We start from the raw sequence: 21,124 nt of genomic DNA, 5'->3' as shown, positions 1-21,124 counted from the left end.
TTGAGGACGAGGGACTTCATACAATCCCTAAATCACTCAAGATCTTGGTAAGTTCTTTTATGTTTATGGGTTTAGGGACGTAGAAGTCCATGCCAGCGTCTAGGCATCGCTGTTTATCCTCAGCTAAAGCATTTGCTGTCATCGCAATGATTGGGATATCAGCACAATGGCCTCCAGCTTCCCCTCCACGGATTTTAGCGCTAGCAACTAAGCCATCCATCACAGGCATTTGCATATCCATTAGAATAGCGGAATAGTTATGGTTATTCTCAAGGGCTACGATAGCTTCCTGGCCATTATGCGCGATATTAGAAACAAGTCCCATCCGTTCGACAATGATTTTAGCAAGCTTTGCGTTGATGGGATTATCTTCTACAATGAGAATAAATGCATGCTTTGCTTCGACAGTGTTATTTGTAACGGAGTTACCCTGACTGTAGTCTGATTTCCCTGAAATGGCAGCGTTGATATGGGTGACTAACTCGCGTTCTTTCAGAGGTTTATATATGACGCTGGCGTAGCCGGCGCTCTTAGCTTCGGCTCGCTCAGAGAGGTGGCGTGAAGAAGTGGCTAGAACCATAGGAGGTCTTTTTTCTGCCAGCCGTTCTTTGAAAATTTTCGCTAGTGTGAGGCCGTCTATCTCAGGCATCAGCATGTCAGAGATGATGAGGTCGAAGCTGGCAAGTACTTGTTCATCTAGCTTAGAGGCCTCGGTGCTATCCTGGACTGCGGTGACAATACAGTCCCACTTAGTAAGTCTAATCTGCATGTATTCGAGATTAATAGGATGATCATCAATTACTAAGATGTTGAGACCTTTTAACTTACCCAAGTCATCTTGGTTGAACATTCTAGGGACCGGATTTTTAGCGAGAATGATGGGGAGGTTGACTGTGAAGGTGGCTCCCTTACCTGGTATGGATGTGGCTGAAATAGTGCCCCCCATGATTTTGAGAAGCTGTGTACAAATCGATAGCCCTAGGCCTGTGCCGCCATACTTTCGCGTCGTAGTAGCATCCGCTTGAATGAAGGGTTTAAAGAGCTGCTCTTTGACCTCAAGAGCAAAACCAATACCGGTATCAATGACGTCTATTGAGATGAAATCTTCGTCTTTTCTAGAAGCATGCACGATGACACTGCCTTCACTGGTGAATTTAAGAGCATTCGAAACGAGATTAAGGATCACTTGTTTTATTCTGCCAATATCACCATTGAGGTCCACGGGGACGTCATCATTAGTTTGATAGATAAGATCTATGTTTTTCGATGCCGCTGTCTGGGCGTGAATCTCAAGTGTTTCCTCTATGTTGTCTGTTAGGTTGTAGTCGACCATCTCTAACTCAATTTGCAAACTTTCCACTCTGGAGAAGTCGAGAATGTCATTGATGATAGAGAGGAGAATATCTCCACTTCTTTTAATGAGTTGGAGGTGCTGAATTTGTTCTTCGGTCGCTTCTGAATCTAGCAGGATATCAGTGAAACCGAGAATGCCATTGAGCGGAGTTCTGATCTCATGACTCATTGTGGCGAGAAAGAGAGATTTGGTTTCATTGGCTTTGATCGCACTCTCAGTCGCCTCTTCTAACTCCTTTTGGATTTTCTGGTTTTCGGTGATGTCTCTGAAGATGCCCTGGATCATGGTGTTTTCACCGACATCGAATTTAGAGGCGGATATTTCTACAGGTATGTGAAGTCCATTGCTTCGCACGAGCTCGACCTTGAAGCGCACCTGACCGTACTTATCCATTTCCTCGGTGGCAGAGTCAGCCAGCTCGGTGAACTCTGGTGCATAAAGATCTGTGATCTTACAGCCTATAAGGCTGGCGGCACTGCGCCTAAGGATCATGCATATTGTAGGGTTGGCATCTATGATGACTCCATCAAGAGTGTAGAGTAAGATGCCATCTACTGATGAGTGGAAGAGGGCGGTGAACTTCTTCTCCTCAATACTTAGTTTTGAGGATTTAAGAATGACTTGTTGTTCTAGCTGTTCATTCGCTTCAAAGAGCTGTGAGCTCTTTTCCTCTAATAGATTTTCAGCCTGAAGGCGGGCGTTTTTTTCCCGTTCATAGCGTTTTTTCCACTTCTCCACCTCATCCGACATAGGCATTATTCGTTTAGGGTTATGATAAATAGCTCTGAGTCGTCATCGATACTTTTGCGCTCTATATTGGCTGTGCGGTTAAAGTACTCAAGACTCCCGCGAATGAGTCCTTCACAGACATCTTCCATATGTCTGACTGAGTGGTAGGTCATGTGGAGTTCTTTGGGTGAGTTCGGTCTGCTGCATTCGAATGAGGGTAACTCAGCATCTGGATAGAGTTTTCTAACTTCCACGTGAATGTAGGTTTCTACGAGTTCAAGGAATTCTAGAGGGTCGTCCGTCTGCGCAACAAATGCGGGGTAGGAGGCTGCTAATCGGTGAAAAAGGTGCTGACCATATGCTTTTAGTAAGGCTGGTACAGGCACACTTATTTCCTCACTGAGATTACATACGAGCGACACGATTTCGGTGTGAGGGTAGGTGCCTACGGCAGTGTATGCACCTCCTGATGGTAGATCACTTTTTTCGATAATGGTATCGACCATATCTAGACCGTGCGCAGTTTCGACCATGCTTAGAAATTCTGTAAAGATGACTCCTTTCATATGAATATGGGTGTTTTAGTTGTGTGGTTGTTGGGTTAGTTAGAGTTCTAGGCGTTTCATTTTATTGTAGATGGATTTCTCGCTAATGCCCAGCTTGCGGGCTGATTCAGCTTTATTTCCACCACAGAGTTCGAGAGTTTGCTCGATAGCGAGTTTTTCCACGTCTGCTAGAGTCATTCCAGCGAGATGACTTGTCTGAGCTGGTGAAGACGATTCCTGGTCGATACTTCCCATGAGGTCCTCTGCAGTGACTTCATTATCATCACAGAATGCCGAGGCTCTTTCCATAAGGTTTTCTAACTGCCTGACGTTACCGGGCCAGTCATATTGGATTAACTTGTTTGAAGCATCCTCATCGATACTTATAGCAGGGGTGTTGCGTTGCTTTGCTATCCGGCTCAGGAAGTGGCTAGCGAGGGGAATGATTTCCGCAGGTCTAGATCTCAGAGCGGGTAGCTCTAGTGGGATCACGCTGATACGGTAGAATAAGTCTTCTCTGAACTCCTTTGCTGCTATTTTTTCTTTAAAGTTAATATTAGTCGCGGTGATGATGCGTACATCACAATCGAGCTCTTTTTCTCCACCCACTCGGTGGAATTTTTTATCTTGAAGTACATTGAGAAGTTTAGGCTGAAGGTCGATGGGGAGGTCACCGATTTCATCCAGAAATAGGGTTCCACCTTTGGCTGCTTCTATTTTACCGATTCGTTGCTTTAGAGCTCCAGTGAATGCCCCTTTCTCATGGCCGAATAATTCACTCTCAAGTAACTCTCTGGGTAAGGCTGGACAGCTTACAGTCACAAAGGGTTTATTTGCTCGAGGGCTGTTAGAATGGATGAATCGAGCCATCACTCCTTTACCTGTACCACTCTCACCAGTAAGTAGTATTGAAGAATCTAACTGAGCAATCTTCTTAGCCTTCTTTAGAAGGACTCTCATGGAGTCAGAATGTGCGATGATGTCAGTAGGGGTCGACTCTTCGCTGATTGAGTCTTTTAGAGATTGATTCTCTTTTTGAACCTTACTGAGCCTCTTCGCATTTCTTAGAGTCGTAAAGAGGTGGTTTAAATCAAAGGGCTTGGTGATGTAGTCATGTGCGCCGAGTTTGACTGCTTTCATCGCTGCGCTGGCTTCATTTTCGCCGCTGAGCACGATCACAGGGACATTCGGGTGGGACTTGCCGAGTTTTTCTAGACAAGTAAAACCATCCATTTCAGGCATATGTAAATCTAATAAAACTAGATCGACGTGGTCGCGCATGAGCTCGAGAGCTTCTTTCCCGTTGGAAGCTGTAATTGGGTGTAAACCATATTGTGTCGCTTTAAGTGTGAGTAAGCTACGGATGGTTTCATCATCATCGGCGATGATTAAATTATAGGGAAGAGAGGGCATGGGGTTTCGATTGTCTTAGAATTAAAGAATGTTAGACTATTGTCGTGAATGTTAAAATTGATAAATCACATTTGTTAGCCTTAGCTGGAGATGATAGTGAGGCGGTTCTGATTATCTTGGAGGAATTTCATGAAAACAGTGTGGGCTTAATTTCTGAAGTTAAGCAGGCAATAGTTGATGGGAATATAGAGCTTTCGCGTCAGCATGTGCATCAGCTGAAAGGATCTTCTGGCATGTTTGGAATGCTAACTCTCCATGAGTTATGTAAGGCTCTAGAGCTGGTGGAGGATACTGAGTCGGTGAACGCGCAGATTGGATGTTTAGAGTATCAACTTGAGGAATCATGTCAGTTAGCGAGAGCTGTGCTTTTAGGTTGAGGGAGTTCACCACCTCCGAGTGCTTTAAATAGTCGAACGGAGTGAGCAACGTGGCGCCCTTCTGTGGCGTAGCATTCATCTTTGGTACGTATGTAGTCTTGTTGGGAGTTGAGCAGACGTCGTAAATCGACTTGCCCTGTCTGGTAGGCCTCGTAGAGAAGGCTTGCTGCGCCATAGTATTCCTTGGTTGCTTTCTGAAGATACTGTAGCCGTTTTTTTGAATGATGGATGCGCGTCATACTGTTTTCAACTTGAGTCACGGCATTGATGACAGTGCCTTCATAGACGGTGATAGCTTGTTCTAATTTGGATTCCTGCTCACGAATACGGTTTCGATCAGCACAGGCGTTAAAGAGGCGCCATCTCACATTCGGACCCAGGCCAAGTGTTCTAGTGAGTGTTTCGATAGTGGCGCCCTGAGTAAAATACTCATAGCTGATAGCGCCTGATAGAGAAAACTGGGGGTAGAGGTTAGCTGTGGCGACACCGATACGTGCAGACTCTGACTCAATTTTTCGCTCTGCACGACGGATGTCTGGCCTAGATCTTAAAATTTCAGATGGGTAGCCAGCATTGATACGCTTGGGAGGCGAGGGGATATCATAGCCAGGTTTTAACATATTTGGCATTTCCGCGGGTCGCATGGCGACGAGTGCAGCTAATCGATTACTGATTACTTTCTTCTCTTGCTTGAGTTTAGGTATTTCGGCCTCACTTGCTAGAAGGTCAGCATTAGCCTCGTGCTGTTCCATTTTAGTGGAGAGGCCCTCTTCGAAGCGACCATCGATCATTACTTTGATGTTACGGTAACTATCTCTGCCTTCTTCGGCGACAGCGATACGTTTTTCGAGTGTGCGGTAAGCGATGTAGTGCAGAGCAACTTCGCTATTAATAAACACGAGAGCATCTCTATAGCCTTCTATTTTAGCTTCGTACTCAGCAGTTGCGGATTCAACCTGTCTAGAAACACGTCCGAATATATCGAGCTCCCAGCCGACATCAAAGTTAGCATATTGATCACGTGAACTATCAATATCCCATTTAACTCCACCTGAATCAAAGGTGCCGAGACCATGTGCATCTCTGGCATTGATCTCAGCTTTGGGGTACCAAGCTGCCGAGAGCACGGATCGTTGATACCAGGACTCAGAGATGCGGGCACGAGCTATGCGGATGTTTGGGTTTGCTTCACGAGAACGCTTAATGAGCTCGTCTAGAACTGGATCTTTATAGCGTTTCCACCATTTTTGAGAGCCGGTCATCTTTGATTTGTTGTCTTTATCGATAGATTCAGTCCAAGCATCGGGGACAGTTATTTCAGGTGGCTCGTAATCTGGGCCGACCATACAGCTGGGTAGCAAAAGAGAAAACCAGAGGAGAAGGTTAAGAGCTGATAGATTCACTAAGAATTTACTACAGTATTCTTTCCTATTCGGCTGTATTTAATTCCCTGTTTTTTTGAGGGGTCTTAGGAACTCTTCAAAAGGGGTACCGCTTTGAATGGGGTAAGAACCCACTGAACATCTTACTGGTGGGCCTCCAGAAGTAATGTAAAAAATACTGTGTTTCTCAGTTTTGGTGAGGAGGTAGATTGATGTGTAAATTATTTAAACCCTTTTGCAGTAATGGTTTGCGAGGAGTTTTCCCCATGTTGGCACATGGCTCGCATGAGTGATTGCACAACTTAATCAACTACCCATGAACACATTCAACTTCAGAAAAAATCAAAAATTCGTTAGTTTCATCATTCCCGCTATGGACGAAGAAGCCACTCTTGAGACCCTCTATAACGGTATCAAAAAACAAGTAGAGCTTCTCGGCTACGATTGGGAAATTCTTTTCATCGATGATGGTTCATCTGATAGCACCTGGTCAGTAATGGAGTTACTCGCATTTCGTGACCGTGAACACGTCAAGGCGTACAGGTTCCCTGCTAATAAAGGGAAAGCAGATGCGTTAGCGCTTGGGTATCAAGTAGCAGCTGGAAACATTGTTTTTACCATGGATGCTGACTTACAGGATGACCCTCAAGAAATTCCGCGCTTCATAGAAGCTCTTAATCAAGGTAGTGACATCGTCACTGGCTGGAAGCGTAAGCGTCATGATCCTTGGCACAAGGTACTTCCTAGCCGTGTTTTCAATGCGGTTCTTAGTAAGGTAACTGGTGTTAGTCTCCATGATCACAATTGTGGCTTTAAGGCCTACAAAAAAGAGGTGGTCAAAGCTATCCCTATGTATGGAGATATGCACAGAATGGTTCCTTCCCTTGCTTCATTTAAGGGTTTCAAAACCACAGAGATCGAGGTGGAGCATCATGCTCGTCAACATGGCGTGAGTAAATACGGTGTTGAACGCCTTATTATCGGTGCATTAGACACAATGACTGTTGGTTTCTTACAACGTTTCAGAAACTGTCCGATGCATTTTACTGGCAAAATAGCTGCTTACCTCATGATAACTGCCGTGGCTCTATTCTTCTCTGCTGGTGTAGTCGCCTTGAGTGGTGGTGAAGCAAGTAGCTTGGTCATCATAGGTGCTCTAAGCACTCTTTCAGCTCTAATCGTATGTATGCAAGGGCTCATTTCGGAACAAAATGTTTATCGCGGAATGGAAGAGGGGAGAGAGTTCCTCTTGGCTGATACAATAAACGGTAGTGTATACGTTCCTGCCAAACAATTCTCGCAAGATAATGTGAGAGAGCGTGACATGTTGTCTGCCGTTTAACGGTCCATATACTCTCTATTTTAGCTGACCTGTCGGAAGTATTGAAGAGACTGGATTACTAAAATAGCTGGCTGGTAACGGATCATTCTAAGATGAGATTATTTTAGCTCTAAGCTTCTTCGATTTCAGAACCTTCCAGCCCCCAGCGACCTCTCTCTCCCCGATCTCCCCCCGCCCTGTGAACTTAGCATTCCTACTCGTTGATTGAGTTTTGAAATGTGTGGCATGCTAAGTTTCACAGGGCTTTCTTTTATTTTATGAGAGTATCTATTTTTCACAGAGCTGTATGTATCAACACGGTTTTGAGCATGCACAAATTACAGGGTGCAATGATGAGGGACTGTAATAAATACAGTTATCTAGAATGAATTACTAGGGTGTGTTTTTGGTTGTATTGTTGCAAGGCACTCATCTATAGTGTGTTGCTTGTGTTTTCTGTAGATTGGCACGGTTCACGCACAAGGATATGTAACTCAATCAATAAAACTATGAATACAAATACCCTCAATCAGCCCTATCAGTCCGTTAGTACTTCCGTAGACGATGGCGATATTCACTCAAATGCAGGAGCAAAAATCATAGAAGGATCAAGCCGAATAGATGGTCAAAGCAAGATTAATGTAGGAGTCGTGACATCGACATACGCACGGCACTCCGACGACTGTCAAGTGCCCTGGATGCGTGAGCTTATTTCGCAGATGAAGGAGCTTCCCTGTAATATAAGAGTAATGGCACCAGCGTTTAAAGGACTTAAAAGCCACCAAATTGACGGAACCGAAGTTCATAGATTTCGCTATGCCACAAAATCTTTAGAGACACTTACTCATGATGAAGGAGCTCCTAACAAGATTAACTCTGTTTTCTACAAATTATTAGTGTTACCTTATCTCTTGATGGGTTCCCTTGCTGTGTTTTGGTGGTGCGTTAAGCATAAAGTAGATGTGTTACATATACATTGGCCGTTTCCGCATGGATTCTATGGAATATTACCTAAGTATTTATTAGGTGTGAAAGTGATAGCTATGAGCCATGGCGCTGAACTCGCGATTGCTCGCCGGAGCACTCCCGTGCGTAAAGTGCTAGGTTGGCTTTTACGTTCCGCTGATGTGCGTTGTGCCAACAGCTCACACACGGCAAATGAAGTGAAAAGTGTGAGTGGCTGTGAAGATTCCATGATCATGCCATACGGGGCGACCGTTCGTAATAAAGTAGAAGAGTTAGAGCCTAAGAGTAAGCCTCTACTCCTTTTCTGTGGTCGTCTTGTTCAGAGAAAAGGGATCGATGTGTTACTTCGATCCTTACCTGCAGTGTTGGAATCCAGAGACGTAGATGTTGTGATCACCGGAGAGGGAGACAGAAAAGCGGAGTGGGAGAGCCTTTCAATTGAGCTAGGTTTATCTGAAACTGTACAGTTCCCTGGATTCGTGAGTGATGAGGAGTTAGGGAGGCTCTATGCTAACTGTACGCTCTATGTACATCCTGCAATCTATGATGACAATGGAGATACTGAGGGGTTAGGAGTCGTATTAATAGAGGCGCTAGCACACAAGAAACCAGTAATAGCTTCCAATGTAGGGGGGATTCCCGATGTGATCAAAAATGGTGATACGGGAGTGCTAGTAGAAGAGAAAAACGAGCAAGAGCTTGCCGATAGTATTCTTCGTTTACTAAATGACCCACAGTTGTGCGAAGAACTCGGAGAGTCAGGCTACTTACACGTGAAGAAATTTTTTGACTGGGAGCGTATCGCGAATGAAACCTATGCGCTGTATTCTAAATTATCTCTCTCTAAGGGGAAAAAATCTAACTCTCTACAGAAAGCTTAATCGATGAAATCCTGGATTAAATATGGAGCGATACTCTCAGCAATGGCATTTGGAGCGTTTGCATTATCTGAGCATATCGGTGAACTCCCGAACCTTATTGAGCATGTTAATTTTGGTTTGTTAGGAGGCATTATATTCGGTCTATTGATCTATCAAATATGGAACGCTAGCGTGTGGTCCGAAGTACTTGCATCGATTTATGAGACCGGAAAAAAGCGCATGGACTGTGCCCGTATTTGGTTAGAGTCTGAGTCACTGAAGTGGTTACCAGGCTCAGTTTGGAGTTATGGATCTAGAGTGGTGCTTGCCGGTGAAATTGGAGTGACGAAAAAGAAGGCTGGATCGAGTATTGTGTTAGAATTGATCATGACGAATATTGCGTGGGCTGCATTAGCGGTGACCACTGTATTCACGTTTCCTGTGAGCACATGGATAGACAAGGTGAGTGGTTACCTTAATTTGGCCGTCATTGTCGCTGTGGGACTCTTACTTTTCGGCGCAGTTGGAATTTTTGCCTTTCTCAAAATTAAGAAGCTTAGGTCACTCATTAGCATTGGTCCGGTTAATTTTAAGAAGAGTCTAACTACAGTTTTTCATTATATAGTACTTTGTGTTTACAATGGTTTACTATTTTATGGAGTAATGACAGCTGTGCCTAATGTTGAGATTCCTTTATTCGCGGCACTTAGCGTTGCAGGTGTAGCGTGGTTGGCGGGATTTTGGGCAATTGGAATTCCTGGAGGTATAGGAGTGCGAGAAGCAGTTATTGTCGCTATGGTCTGTCAGTATAGTTCTCTCGAGCAGGCCATCTTAGTAGCCGCTCTTTGGAGAGGTTGCCAAATGATCGCTGAGGTAGGCGCCATCTCGCTTATGGTGGGAGCTGGAATTATCAAACAAACGAAAACTAAAGAGGATGACTCAACAAAAAAAGAAGGGCTCAATTATTAAGCAAATCTTCAAAGAAAATAGGAAAGAAGTGTTTGTTTTAGGAGCTGTGGTTGCAGCTTTCGGCCTATTGACCCTTTTTGTGATTATCCCAGCTTATAAAAGCCCAGGGAATGGGACGGCATCATCAAGATTGGGCTATACTGAGCTTCTTCGGAAATCAGGCAAAGCCATCCCAGTCGTTTCCCAAAAGGTAGTGGCAGAGAAAATTCAGTATTTTGTGATGGGTGAGGGTGTGTGTGCCAGCCAGCCGGTGCTTGTTCCCATAATCCCGATGGATCGGGTAGACGAAGTGTATGTGAAAGAGGGTGAGTGGGTGAAGGCTGGACAGATTTTAGCAAGATTGAGTGAAACTAAAGCTAAGATTAAATTAGAGTCAGCAAAGCTAGCTGAATCCACCGCTTCTGCTGAGTTAGAGCGGGTGCGGTTAGGTTCGGCATATGTGCTGGCACAGGAGAGGCCGGAAGTTGAAAAAATCAGCCTTACTGCCATGGGGCAGCAGCTAAGCTTTTCTAAGGAAAAATTAGAGCGCTATGAAATGGCATTCGAGAAAGGAGTCATTTCTAGAGTTGTTTTGTTAGAAGCCCGTAAGGATTTTTCTAATGTTTCTGAGAGATTTGAGCAGGCTAAGTTATCGATGAAAATGGCTGAACAGGGGGTTGAGCAGAGTCTCAAAATCGCGATGAACGCAGTGGGTGATGCTGAACAAGCTGTAGCGCATAGAGAAGAAGAGTTACGGCAGTATATAGTTTATGCTCCTTTAGATGGAGTAGTAGACCGCGTTTTAGTACAGGCTGGTGAGTATAACCAAGACAGTGGTAAGCCGGGTTTTCTTTTGTCGAGTGGCTTTTGGTTTGATGCGTATTTTGATCAAGCCGACTATGCCTTTGTTCAGAAAGGTCAGAAGTGCACAGTGACACTTGAGTCCTATCCTGGAAGGAAGTGGCCAGCTGAGATCGAGATGGTCAAACCAGTGGTGAGTTTTAATTCTGGTGGGCCAGAGATTTCTCGTCCATTGCGCCCGAGAGGCTCTGGGTCTCCAGAGTGGGCAGCAACATTTAAGGTGCAGATTAAACTTTTGACGGATGTCTTGAAACACAGAATTGTGACAGGGATGACTGGGTTTACCCGGCTTGAAATAGAACGTGAATCAGTCGTGGTACCTCGCAGTGCCATACTTTCTCTTTCTGCCGGGTCCGCATTAGTTTACTTACCCAAGGATGATAGTTGGGAAACTAGAGAGGTGACAGTGGGTCATGTGGGTGGCAAACAGGTTGAAATCCTTGATGGACTCAAGCTTGGTGAACAAGTATTGATAGAAGGTCATTTGAATCTCAAACTTGATGATAAAATTTCAGTCAATCAAAAGTGATGTAGATATTCTACCCAAGCTCTTCAATGTCGCTGCGGCGCTAGTTGCTCTGCTTTTGATCGTATTATCACTCGTTGGGAAGTGGTTTAAGCTCCCTATGTATATAGTAGAGACGCATACATTTTATACGGTAGACTCCCAAATTACGCTTCTGTTTAAGTTAGCTCAGTTACTGTTATTCCTGCTATTCGGGATTATCACTGTTGCTATCTGTAAACGTGGAGGGGCGTGGATGAAGCCTGTTCTTTTATGGGCGATCTGTGGGTTTGTTAGTACCCTGTGGTACCCCACTGTATTGGCCCATAGAGATTCGGAAATAATGGGGGATGCCGCGTGGCTACAGCAGCAGTTTGACACGATGACTTGGCTTGGTGGAGATGTGTATCGGGCACATTCTGAGCGCAGCGTAGAGCTAGGTACAGGAGTGAATGCACAAGATCCTCCTGATCGACTTGCTGTTTTTAAACCGCCAGTTGGGTCGATGGGCTGGACCCAAATTAATGATTGGATGTGGTGGTTCGGCTATGGTCCAAGTTTTGCCCAGTTTGTAGGTGGGAGCTGGTTTTTTGCTGTCAGTGGATATGTTATAATTGGGCTGAGTGTCTTGGGGTTTAGTTGGCGTAAATCGGAAGTGGAGGCGCGAAGTCTATTCAAGTCAGGCGTTATATGGACCACGTTTTTATCAGTTAGTTTCATGCTACTAACAGTAATCTCAGTAAAACTGGTTCACTGGCAACTGAGCTCAGCTAAGGTTGCATTATCAGAAAGTGATTATGCCGGGGCGCGGAAATCGATCGAAACGGCGAGCGTTATTATGCCTACATTACTTTGTGATAGCGGGGTGATCAGGCAGTTAGGTTATTGTGATGTCATGGATGATAAGAATGGGAGTGTGGACTCTCATTTTTTTCAAATACACAGGCTCGAACGCCACGGTCATTACGATAGAGCTCGGTCGATGTTAGACTCACTGGCTGCACAGTCAGATACGCTGCCGCGTAACCAATCGAGGGAGGTGAGTAGGCAGCAATTACGAGTGGCTATCAATAATATCAATTCAGGCCGATACACGAGGGCTATTCACTATTTAGATAGCGTAATCAGCAATGAACAAAACTGTATGCAAGCGCAGTTTCACCGACAGCTCATGTCACTTCAGACAGGTGATTTAGCGATGAATCAAAAGATGAACCAATCGATAGAAGAAGTGATTCAGGGAGTCAGGAGTAAGACGAAACGCGGAGTAATCGCTTCATCCGCCTGGATGTTAGCTCAGGGGGAATTGAATGGCGGGAATGTTGATGAAGCTTGGAGGGCGCGTAGGCAATCACAGGGGAAATGAAGTCGCTAGCAAATCTGCAGAGAGGGAAGCTAAAGCCAATAGTTTGGGCTTTTGTAGCCTTACTGTTGACGCTTATTTTTCTGACGGGGAACTATGGCCCCAAAGCTAGACTTTCTACTTATGAGGCCACAGAGGGAGCTGAATGGATTAGCTGTTCTGATGAGAGTCAGTATACTGGCTGCTTCCGTTATGATTTAGACCTCGAGTCTGAAGTGCGCAACGGATGGATCGGAGTGGTCAGCGACGGAGGTTTTGAGCTTCATTGTAATGGAAACCCTGTGGGTGCACAAACGTATTGGAGACCGACTCGAGTATTTCAGAACGGTCTAACAGAGCCTGGGCAGCGGGTAGTCGGTCAAGAGCCCATGGTCGCCTATAACTTTCCGCGTGAGTACCAATGGTCAGGGCATAATAATACTCAGCTCGTCACTTTATTTGATCTACGACCTTATTTAAAGAAAGGGAAGAACTGTATTAGCATTGAGGTAGAAGGGCGAACTATTCGGCCTGAGGTGATCGCATTTGGTTCTATCTTAACTAAGGACGGGAAGAATACTGCAATCAAAACGAATAGTGAATGGTACGCGGAGCCTATCCCTATTGGGCTTGGCCAGAATAGCTGGACTATGCCTCTGTACACGGTGTCTCACTGGCAAAAGGCTATTGTCGGGCAGCAACAGAAGACTAGTTTCGCCAGCACAGTTCCCAATGGCATTTATGAAAAACCGTTCTATGGCAAATGGATTGTGAAGGATGACCGTGTGGGGGATACGCGTTACCTGGCGGAGATTGACATAGATGATCCAACTAGCGGTCACATTCGTATCGCCAGCTTTGGAGATTTTTGGATTTGGGTGAATGGTCAGCGACTCGAAGGGAAAGGTCTGCAGTCATCATACAATGGCGGTGAATGGAAGGTGCAGTGGACCGGTCGCCGTCCATTAGCAACACCTGCTGTAATGTTAGATCCAGATGAGGTTGGTTCTTTTTACGCTGGGTATCGATACGAGGATCCGCGGCATGGTGATCCCACTAAGAATGACTTTAAGCGATTCGAGAACACTCAGAACCGTACGAGAGAGAGACCCAACCAGACTGGAGGTGATCTAACTGGGGATGGAGATGAAGAAAAAGGGCGAGAGCAGGACCCTTATGGATTTTATGAGGAGGCTGATGGAGCAAAGCCTCTCACTCTTAAAAGGAAGGGTTTTAGCGCACAGTTCCATGCGTACGATATAGGTGGTTTATTGCGTTCTGGCAGAAATACAATCGAGGTCAAACTAGTGGAAAATGTCTCACCGGGATATAAAGGGAGCCAGCCTATGAAATTCTGTATGGACGGGGAATGCCAGTCGCAGGATGGAAGTCTCTATGCATTCAATGACCTTGCTTGGTTCGACGATGCAGGTGAGCCTGTTAAGCTTGGCTACCAAGTGCAGCCAGATGAACTGCCATTGTTAGAGTTCTATAAGGGCAATGAGGTTGGAATAGCTTGGTGGACCAAAGCGCTCAGTGTTCTTGGTGCTTTGTTTTTAGCTACTGCACTGGTTTATAGGTTTCCATACTTAGGAAAGATGAGTGTGATCTTCAGTGCCGTCTTAGGGCTCGCGGCAATCTTGGCATTTAGTATGGCTGAGCGTAGTGAATACCTCTGGTTTTTATTAGCAAATAGAGGGCCGTTGCTGGTCGGTATTTGTGCTCTAACAAGTGTGTTGGTTTTGTCCTGTGGCAAGAGGTGGAAGGGGCAACTAAAAGCTGATTCCCATAGCACTCTCTGGCTTGTTGGCTTATTGTGCTTAGTCTTTATGAGTCGGGCATGGATGGTGCATTATCAGCCTATTGATGATGATGAATACGCCTCCATTCAGGCTATGTTGGCTATCGCGGAAACTGGCGCTCCACACCTGTCCGAGGATATATGGTATAGCAGGAGCCCTCTCTATCACTACATGGCTGCTGGAGTCGTTAAGGTGTTCGGCCCTCACATCTGGTCACTAAGGCTCTATTCAGTAGTTTTAGCGGTTTTCACTGCATGGGTGATGTGGAGGATCTGCATTCGCTACTTCTCTGAGCGCTGGGTGGCCTGTGCGAGTGTTCTCATCTTTGCACTCCATCCGTTTCTGATCTTCAGTGGACACATAGCTAGGTTTTATCAGCAGCAGCAGTTCATGGTGCTGCTGATGATATACCTATTTATCGAAGGCTTCATTCTAAGAAAGGGGATGTGGTTTCGAGTTTGGGCTATTATTCTCTTCACTTGTGCCGTTCTGAGCCAAGAGATCAGTATCACCTTTGTTCCCGTTTTTCTAGTGGCGTACCTCTTATTCGGGCGTGGCGTCCCGTTTCGCTGGGATATCAAATCACTGCTCTACATCGCTTTTGCAGGAGTACTGATAGCTGCAGATATTCTGTTGTTTAAGGTGAAGTGTATCACTGAATCGGTAGGTGTTTCACCTAACCTTGAAGCCACCATCGCACCAACCTTTTGGGAGCTTGGTAACCTAGGGTCTATGTTCATTGGGTACTCAAGGTTGCACATTGTACTCGGGTTATTCTACATAGGTAGCTTCATCTATTCCCTCCGCCGGGGATCGAGCGTGGTGATTACGCTGCATGTATTTTTAATCGTATCGGTGGTTTTCTTTAACCTTCTAATTACCTCTGTGAGCTTTCGCTACATGTACTGTGTGATACCTCTATGGATTATTCTGGGGGCTCATGGAATCTTGGTGATGAGTAAATGGGTGGCGGCCCAGTCCTACCAAAGTACAGCGGGCTCACTCAAATGGGTGATCTTACTCGTTGTCTTAGCATCGATGTCGCCTTGGCGAATCCCCGGCTCCTATAGTGAAAAAATTCTAGGAGACCCCATTTCTTCCCTCGCCTATGTGCGGGCGCAAATCCGTGAGGAAGATAAGGTGATGATCACAGAGCCTCATCCCCACGCTGCATTGTTAGAACTGGGGCGTGCCGACTATGACCTCGTCGTCCCTATTCTTTATGATTTCACTTACCGTTCGGAAGGAATATTAAAAGACCGTAATGGTGGGGCGGTAGTGGTTAACAGATTAGCGGATCTTCAAAAGATCTTCGCGAATGATGAGAGGGTGTGGATTATCCTCAATAGAGAGAAATTTAGGTCACGTAAGAAGAATATTCGTTGGGAATATCCTGGTGCTCGAGAGGAGCTCTTCATCCGTCAGAACTGTGCGTTAAAATACCGATCTTACCTCTGGGCTGTGTATTTATGGGATCAATCTTCAGGTGAGTTTGATACTTTCCGCAAAGAGCCTGACGGCTGGAGCGAATGAGGTGATTTAGTTCGAAATAGGGAGAGTGCTAGACGCGACCCTTGTGGGCCGGCATCTAGTTTCTCGCCTAATATGTAAAGCTATCGACTACAACCACATGACTCTGTAGGGCACTGGCATGGCGAATTTGAGCCGCAGCCACAGCTATTTGGATTTGCACAACTAGCGAGAGCGAGTGCTCCAGCTCCGACAAGGAGTAGGCAGATTTTTTTCATAGGTGCCGATTATGGCAGAAAGTTTTGGGGGCTTCTAGCGGAAAGATAGGAGCTTAGTTTGTATTGTTGTCACGGTTTACGGCCACAGAAAAGGCCATCCAGAATGGGATGACCTTTTCGTATGAGAGCTAACCAGGCGTGGACTCAAATTCAGGTCTAATGCCTTTAGCGCGCTTTATTGCTGGTTAGTTAGAAGTTCTGTTTCTTGAGAAGTAATTCAAAGGCTGCGAATGCGGAGGAAGTATTTGTCTTCTGTGCTAGGGACTTTGACTTTTATTAGTGAAAGTTCTTCGCCTCCAGGATTACTCACAGGCTCTGTCGAGAGCACTTCAAAGTCTGTAACCAATTCCAAGTCTTGGAAATTGAGATCTGTGGAGCCTTGAACTTTATAATCGGTGCCGATCACCAAGGAACTTAGGATGGTCCATTCGAAGTGGTAACCTTCCGATCCTGCCGTGGAGTCTTTTGCGGTAGGTGTGATGACGAGACCACGACTGCTAGGATCGGTGGGGTCGCTGTCCGCCCAGTATTCCAGAATCTCGTTGAAGCCATCGAGATCAAAGTCTGCCAGTGGATTGATAGAGGAGGCGCCAAACCAGGACTTCGCCCATTCGTCTGCGATGCCGTCGCCTTGGCTGTCGTCATTGGGGATGTCCGTGACGTTTACTGTGACGTCGGAAGTGATTTCACCAGGATTAGCAGTGAAACCATCGGAAATCTTTACAGTAAGGTCGTAAGAGTCGGCGACTTCGTAGTCGGGACCGTATTGGTTAATCGTGATTTGGCCGGTGTCGGGATCAATGGCAAAATACCCATCGCTGTTTCCGGCCTCAATAGAGTATGTGAGGGTACCTCTTTCCGCGTCTGCCTCATCTGGGTCGGTGGCTTGCGGGCCGCTGCCAACTGAGGTGTTAGCAGTAAGGTTCTCCAAAACAGTGTGAGGGCCGGCCTCGGAATCCAGAGTCGGCTTAGCGTTGGCGTAGTTATTGATCCAATCGGTAATCAGAGCGACACCTTCTTCATCGATGACATTGGAGGCGAGTGGAGGCATCCTCGAGTATCCATTGCTTTCAGCCACACGACTTAGAAGAATAGACGCCGCAGTGTCACCGGGGATGACAATACGGTGTGATTCGTCCACCAGTCCAAAGCCGCCTAGGGATTCACCGTGGAGTAAGTTGGTTTCCTCAATGGTGAGAGCGCTCTCACCAGACCAAGAATTAGGGACGACATCACTGCCTTCATAGTGGCAGTAGGTACAGTTGACTGCTAGATAGGAACGCACACGTTTTTCCAGATTGGCACTGACATCACCCGGTGTGTAGTGCTTGGGGAGCGTCGAAGCATCTGTGGGGAGGGGGTCAGTTGATGAAAGATAGCCAGCTGCCAATAGCTCCAGAAAATTTCCGGAAGCAGTTCCCAAGTTGCCTAAAAGGTTCAACTGCCGAGTGTCAAAGCCTAGCACGACGCCGTTGTCGTTCGTGTGGCATGCGCGGCACTCTCCGCGAGAAGGAATGCGCCATGTCTGGGTGTGCGTTGTTCCATTTTCCGTGATAGTGAGGTCAATATTTTCCCCGTCTGTATCGACTAGAGTCGCTTCGGTTTCCTCATCGTTCCATTTGTAGGCAACCCCGTAGAAGTCGCCCTCGGTCTTGACGATGAAGCGTGTCTCCAAGCGTTTCACATCGGCGCCGGGTGAGTCTCTGTTGAGATCCATTTCAAAGTGTTTGATCCAGACACCGCCGGTGGGAGCTGCCCAGAAGCCGTCTTCGGAATAGGTAATCGTGTCGTCCAGGTTTGCCAATGAGAAGAAGCGCTTTTTGTCTGCGTGATCAGACCAGAACCGCAAATTGATGTCATAGGGGTTGATGCCCTCGCTCGGTGTTAGTGTAGTGAGATCGCTAAACGCTCCGGTATCAGAGAGGTTCGTTGGGAGTGAACCGTCATTTTCACTATAAACGATCTTACGAATGATTCCGTCACCGTAGTCGGCCATGAAAACCGTGCCATCTTCTGCCGGGCTCATTTCCATGGCGGTGATTCCAAGTTCGGTTCCAATTTTGATGACGCTATCGACGCCATAGGTGTCTGCAGTGAAGTCGCTCGCAGAGCTGATCTCCAGTCCTGTGGTCATTCCGGTTTTATCAAGTTCAAAATCCGAACCCGAGCTGACGCGGCCCATGCTCTGATACGCTCCGTCGTCAGGACGGGTGAGATACCAGATGTCCCCTTTGGTATAATCGCAGAAGAGGTATGCTCCTGTGAGTTCCGCAATGTTGGAACCCTCGTAATAGGTTCCGCCCACAATGGACTTCACTCCGGAAGCGGCGCTGTTTCCGATTCTCTTGTACTGTAGGACTGGTTGGATATAGGTCACTGCTGCAGGTGGATCGGACAGTGGTGAGGTGTAGCTCGTAGTTCCTAGCTGGAGCGGTCCTGGGTCCGTTCCCTCGAAATGAGCCCAGCCACCGTTACCACCGCTCGGCATGATCGAAAATTTCTCATATTCGATGTGGCCGGCATCCGCCACCCAAAGATCGGAAGTGCCCGGGACGAAGCCGATTTTCCAGGGATTCCGGAAGCCGATGGCAAACATTTCAGTCCGCACCTGGAACGCATCGTTTGTTGGGATGGTCTCACCGTTCAAAGTGGTGACGCCGCGACCGTCTGTGAAGTTTTGATCAATGAATGGATTGTCCGCAGGCACGGAGTAATAGGCGTTTCCGGAACCATCCAATGTGACACCGGTGGTATTGACTGGCTCGTAGTTCCCGGAGTTCTTATCGACATCAATCCTCAATACGGATGAGTAGAAGTCCGCATCAATGTGTTGGGAATTGCCAGGGCCGCTGGAATTTCCATCGTCGCCGACAGCGATGTAGAGATAGCCATCCGGGCCGAAGAGCATTCGGTTGATGCGGTGAATGTTTGCGGTGGCGGCCATTTGAAAGAGGACTATCTCGGTGGAAGTGTCTACTGTGCCGAGATCATCCGCATTTGCGGTGAAGCGGGAGACGCGAGTGGAGTTTCCGGACGAACCAAAGTCTGCCGTAGAGTCGTAGCCGACATAGAAGTAGCGGTTCGTCTCAAAGTCCGGGTGGAATGCCAGACCGCGAAGACCACAGAATGTTTGTGTGCGGGTATTTGGAATATCGAGAAATAGGCTCTTTGTTGGGGAGCTGGAGGTCACATCGGAAATCAATTGAACATTGCCTGCACGTTCAGTCACGGCGAGCACTTGCGAGTTCCCGGGGATTTTTTCCAGACAAGTAGGTTGGGAGAAGGTCAGACCTGAGAACGCGTTGTCGAACTGGTAGCCACCCACAGGAGCTGATTCTGGAAATGTGAGGGTCGAGTTGGCGGTTTTTATGCCATTGCTGGCTGAAATATTGACTACGGCAGTGTGGGTGATAGTGGGGTCAATGCTGTCGATGGCGTAGCTGAAGGAATCAGTGCCGAAGGATCCAGTGTGCTCGTATTCGATGGTGTCGTCGCCAAGGACGGTCGCGACCCCGGAAGATGGAGCAGAGGTAATGCGGAGCGTGGAGAGATCTGCGTCTTCTAAGCCTTCATCATTGGCGAGTATATCGAGTCCGGTGGTAGAGCCGATCATCACGTCGAAGTCGTCGTCCTGGGTAACTACAGAAGAGGTTTGGATGGCAATGCTGGCCTGAAGGGCGGTTTCGTCACCGCTGTAGCCGCTATTCCGATCTACTACGAAACTGATGGTATCACCTTCTGCAACGGCCAGATCGGAAATGCTGAAGGAGCCGTCAGCTTCCGACAGGCTGTCGTCTGATCCCGTGGTGGAGCTATTGACTGAAAAAAGGGCACTGGTGTTATGATAGACCGAGGCATTGATCCCGTTGGCGGATGTGCTACCTCTCCGGAAGCTGCCTTCAACCGTGGCTGAGGTGCCGTTGAGGAGGTCTGCTGCACTGATTGTGTAGCGTGCGATGACAAATGAAGTGGCTGTGTCGTTGCCCGGGTGAAACAACAAATCTGTGCCGACAATCCCAGCGTTGAATCCAAAACCATCATTGAAAATTTCAAATTCTGAACCTCCATCGATAGCCCCAAGTATGGCCGGTGTGTTGTTGAGTGAGGAGCCTTCGAATCCAGCATTCCCAGCGTTTCCTACATTGTTGTCTGCTGTTAATGCGACTTCGTTACCGCCGGTAGCAGCACTGGAATAAAGGTAGTCCCAGCCATCTGGCTCGGATGTGGAGCTGGAATAATCTGATGCAGCATCGGCCACGGTGACGAATCCAGGAAGATCGGAAATTTCACGGAGCTGGTAGCCGGTGAGGCGGACACCTTCTCTACTTGAAGTGACAATCACATTTTGGGTTGTGGAATCCGCTGTAAAGGTTCCCAAGGCGTAGTCATCGCCGTTGAGAGTATTGTCGCCAGTCCCCGTGAGAACCATCTGCCTTTGGGGGCTTAGTGCGAATCCGTTGTCTTCAGCATACCAGATCTGAACAAGATAGCGCTTACCGCTGACGACTGACATTGGTATGGTAACCGACGTTTCACTGGTGGGTGTAAAGTCGATGTCTCCGAGAAAGGTGTCGTAATCAGTGTCGCCGGTATCGAGGCCGAAGAAGTCGCCACTGTTGTTGTTTGTGAGACCGTTGTTTTCCACAAAGTCGATGCCTGAGACTGTCACCACGGAGGGGGCGCCAGTTCCCGCATAGTTTTGTGCCGAGACAAGAGTGCCGGTGGTAACGACATCACTGACACTTGAAATATCGGAAGTAGTCCAGTCGATGGACGCCGCGTTTGCCTTCATAGAGAAGAGGCACAGGGCAGAAATGCTTAAGATGAAATTGGGTTTCATTTTTATTGGGTTTGGCTTGCCGTCGGATTAGACGTGATCGCCGTTTCTGAAGCCACATAGAAGTGACGAGAAAAAAAAGCCGTAGTGCCACTAAGAGCACTACGGCGAAACAAACTTCGGGAGAAGTGAGG

12 protein-coding genes are annotated in these 21,124 nt (G+C 47.0%); 7 read left to right on the top strand and 5 right to left on the bottom strand.

Annotated features, from left to right (window positions below):
* Nucleotides 1–16: 16 nt before the first annotated feature.
* From ACSHX2_RS10595 to ACSHX2_RS10585, 3 genes are read right to left on the bottom strand one after another with little or no spacing between them, the layout of a single operon-like run.
* Nucleotides 17–2,104, bottom strand: a complete 2,088-nt coding sequence (locus ACSHX2_RS10595; RefSeq protein ID WP_435692919.1) for a response regulator — start codon at nt 2,102–2,104, stop codon at nt 17–19.
* A gap of 5 nt (nt 2,105–2,109) precedes the next feature.
* Nucleotides 2,110–2,649, bottom strand: coding sequence for a heme NO-binding domain-containing protein (locus ACSHX2_RS10590; RefSeq protein WP_435692918.1), 540 nt, complete (start codon nt 2,647–2,649; stop codon nt 2,110–2,112).
* Between the two features lie 39 nt (nt 2,650–2,688).
* Nucleotides 2,689–4,041, bottom strand: coding sequence for a sigma-54-dependent transcriptional regulator (locus tag ACSHX2_RS10585; protein ID WP_435692917.1), 1,353 nt, complete (start codon nt 4,039–4,041; stop codon nt 2,689–2,691).
* Nucleotides 4,042–4,085: 44 nt separating this feature from the next.
* On the opposite strand from ACSHX2_RS10585, the gene ACSHX2_RS10580 reads away from it, so the two are divergent.
* On the top strand, nt 4,086–4,418 hold the full coding sequence (locus ACSHX2_RS10580; protein ID WP_435692916.1) for an Hpt domain-containing protein: 333 nt from the start codon (nt 4,086–4,088) through the stop codon (nt 4,416–4,418).
* Here the strand turns inward: ACSHX2_RS10580 and ACSHX2_RS10575 are convergent.
* Nucleotides 4,388–5,821 carry an efflux transporter outer membrane subunit gene (locus ACSHX2_RS10575; protein WP_435692915.1) on the bottom strand — a complete coding sequence of 478 codons (1,434 nt, stop codon included), beginning with the start codon at nt 5,819–5,821 and terminating at the stop codon, nt 4,388–4,390. The two genes, ACSHX2_RS10580 and ACSHX2_RS10575, sit on opposite strands and share 31 nt — an antisense overlap.
* Nucleotides 5,822–6,116: 295 nt before the next feature.
* Here ACSHX2_RS10575 and ACSHX2_RS10570 point away from each other — a divergent pair, with 295 nt between their 5' ends.
* From ACSHX2_RS10570 to ACSHX2_RS10545, 6 genes are all read left to right on the top strand, one after another.
* Nucleotides 6,117–7,142 (top strand): glycosyltransferase family 2 protein, encoded by a 1,026-nt coding sequence (locus ACSHX2_RS10570; protein WP_435692914.1) that lies wholly within the window; start codon nt 6,117–6,119, stop codon nt 7,140–7,142.
* A 488-nt stretch (nt 7,143–7,630) separates the two neighbouring features.
* Nucleotides 7,631–8,968: a glycosyltransferase family 4 protein gene (locus ACSHX2_RS10565; protein WP_435692913.1), complete on the top strand. Its 1,338-nt coding sequence runs from the start codon at nt 7,631–7,633 to the stop codon at nt 8,966–8,968.
* A gap of 3 nt (nt 8,969–8,971) precedes the next feature.
* Nucleotides 8,972–9,916, top strand: coding sequence for a lysylphosphatidylglycerol synthase domain-containing protein (locus ACSHX2_RS10560; protein WP_435692912.1), 945 nt, complete (start codon nt 8,972–8,974; stop codon nt 9,914–9,916).
* A complete protein-coding gene (locus tag ACSHX2_RS10555) occupies nt 9,882–11,285 on the top strand; it encodes an HlyD family secretion protein (protein ID WP_435692911.1) in 1,404 nt (467 codons plus the stop codon). The genes ACSHX2_RS10560 and ACSHX2_RS10555 overlap by 35 nt, the downstream gene beginning before the upstream one ends.
* Nucleotides 11,257–12,627: a hypothetical protein gene (locus ACSHX2_RS10550; RefSeq protein ID WP_435692910.1), complete on the top strand. Its 1,371-nt coding sequence runs from the start codon at nt 11,257–11,259 to the stop codon at nt 12,625–12,627. The genes ACSHX2_RS10555 and ACSHX2_RS10550 overlap by 29 nt, the downstream gene beginning before the upstream one ends.
* Nucleotides 12,624–15,938: a glycosyltransferase family 39 protein gene (locus ACSHX2_RS10545; protein WP_435692909.1), complete on the top strand. Its 3,315-nt coding sequence runs from the start codon at nt 12,624–12,626 to the stop codon at nt 15,936–15,938. The genes ACSHX2_RS10550 and ACSHX2_RS10545 overlap by 4 nt, the downstream gene beginning before the upstream one ends.
* A gap of 432 nt (nt 15,939–16,370) precedes the next feature.
* Here the strand turns inward: ACSHX2_RS10545 and ACSHX2_RS10540 are convergent, their stop codons facing one another.
* Nucleotides 16,371–20,993: a PQQ-dependent sugar dehydrogenase gene (locus tag ACSHX2_RS10540; protein WP_435692908.1), complete on the bottom strand. Its 4,623-nt coding sequence runs from the start codon at nt 20,991–20,993 to the stop codon at nt 16,371–16,373.
* Between the last annotated feature and the right edge of the window lie 131 nt (nt 20,994–21,124).

Source organism: Rubritalea sp. (assembly GCF_051252225.1).
Classification (GTDB): Bacteria; Verrucomicrobiota; Verrucomicrobiia; order Verrucomicrobiales; family Akkermansiaceae; genus Rubritalea.
The sequence above is the reverse complement of the archived record's forward strand: the minus strand, read 5'-3'. Positions and strand labels throughout refer to the sequence as shown.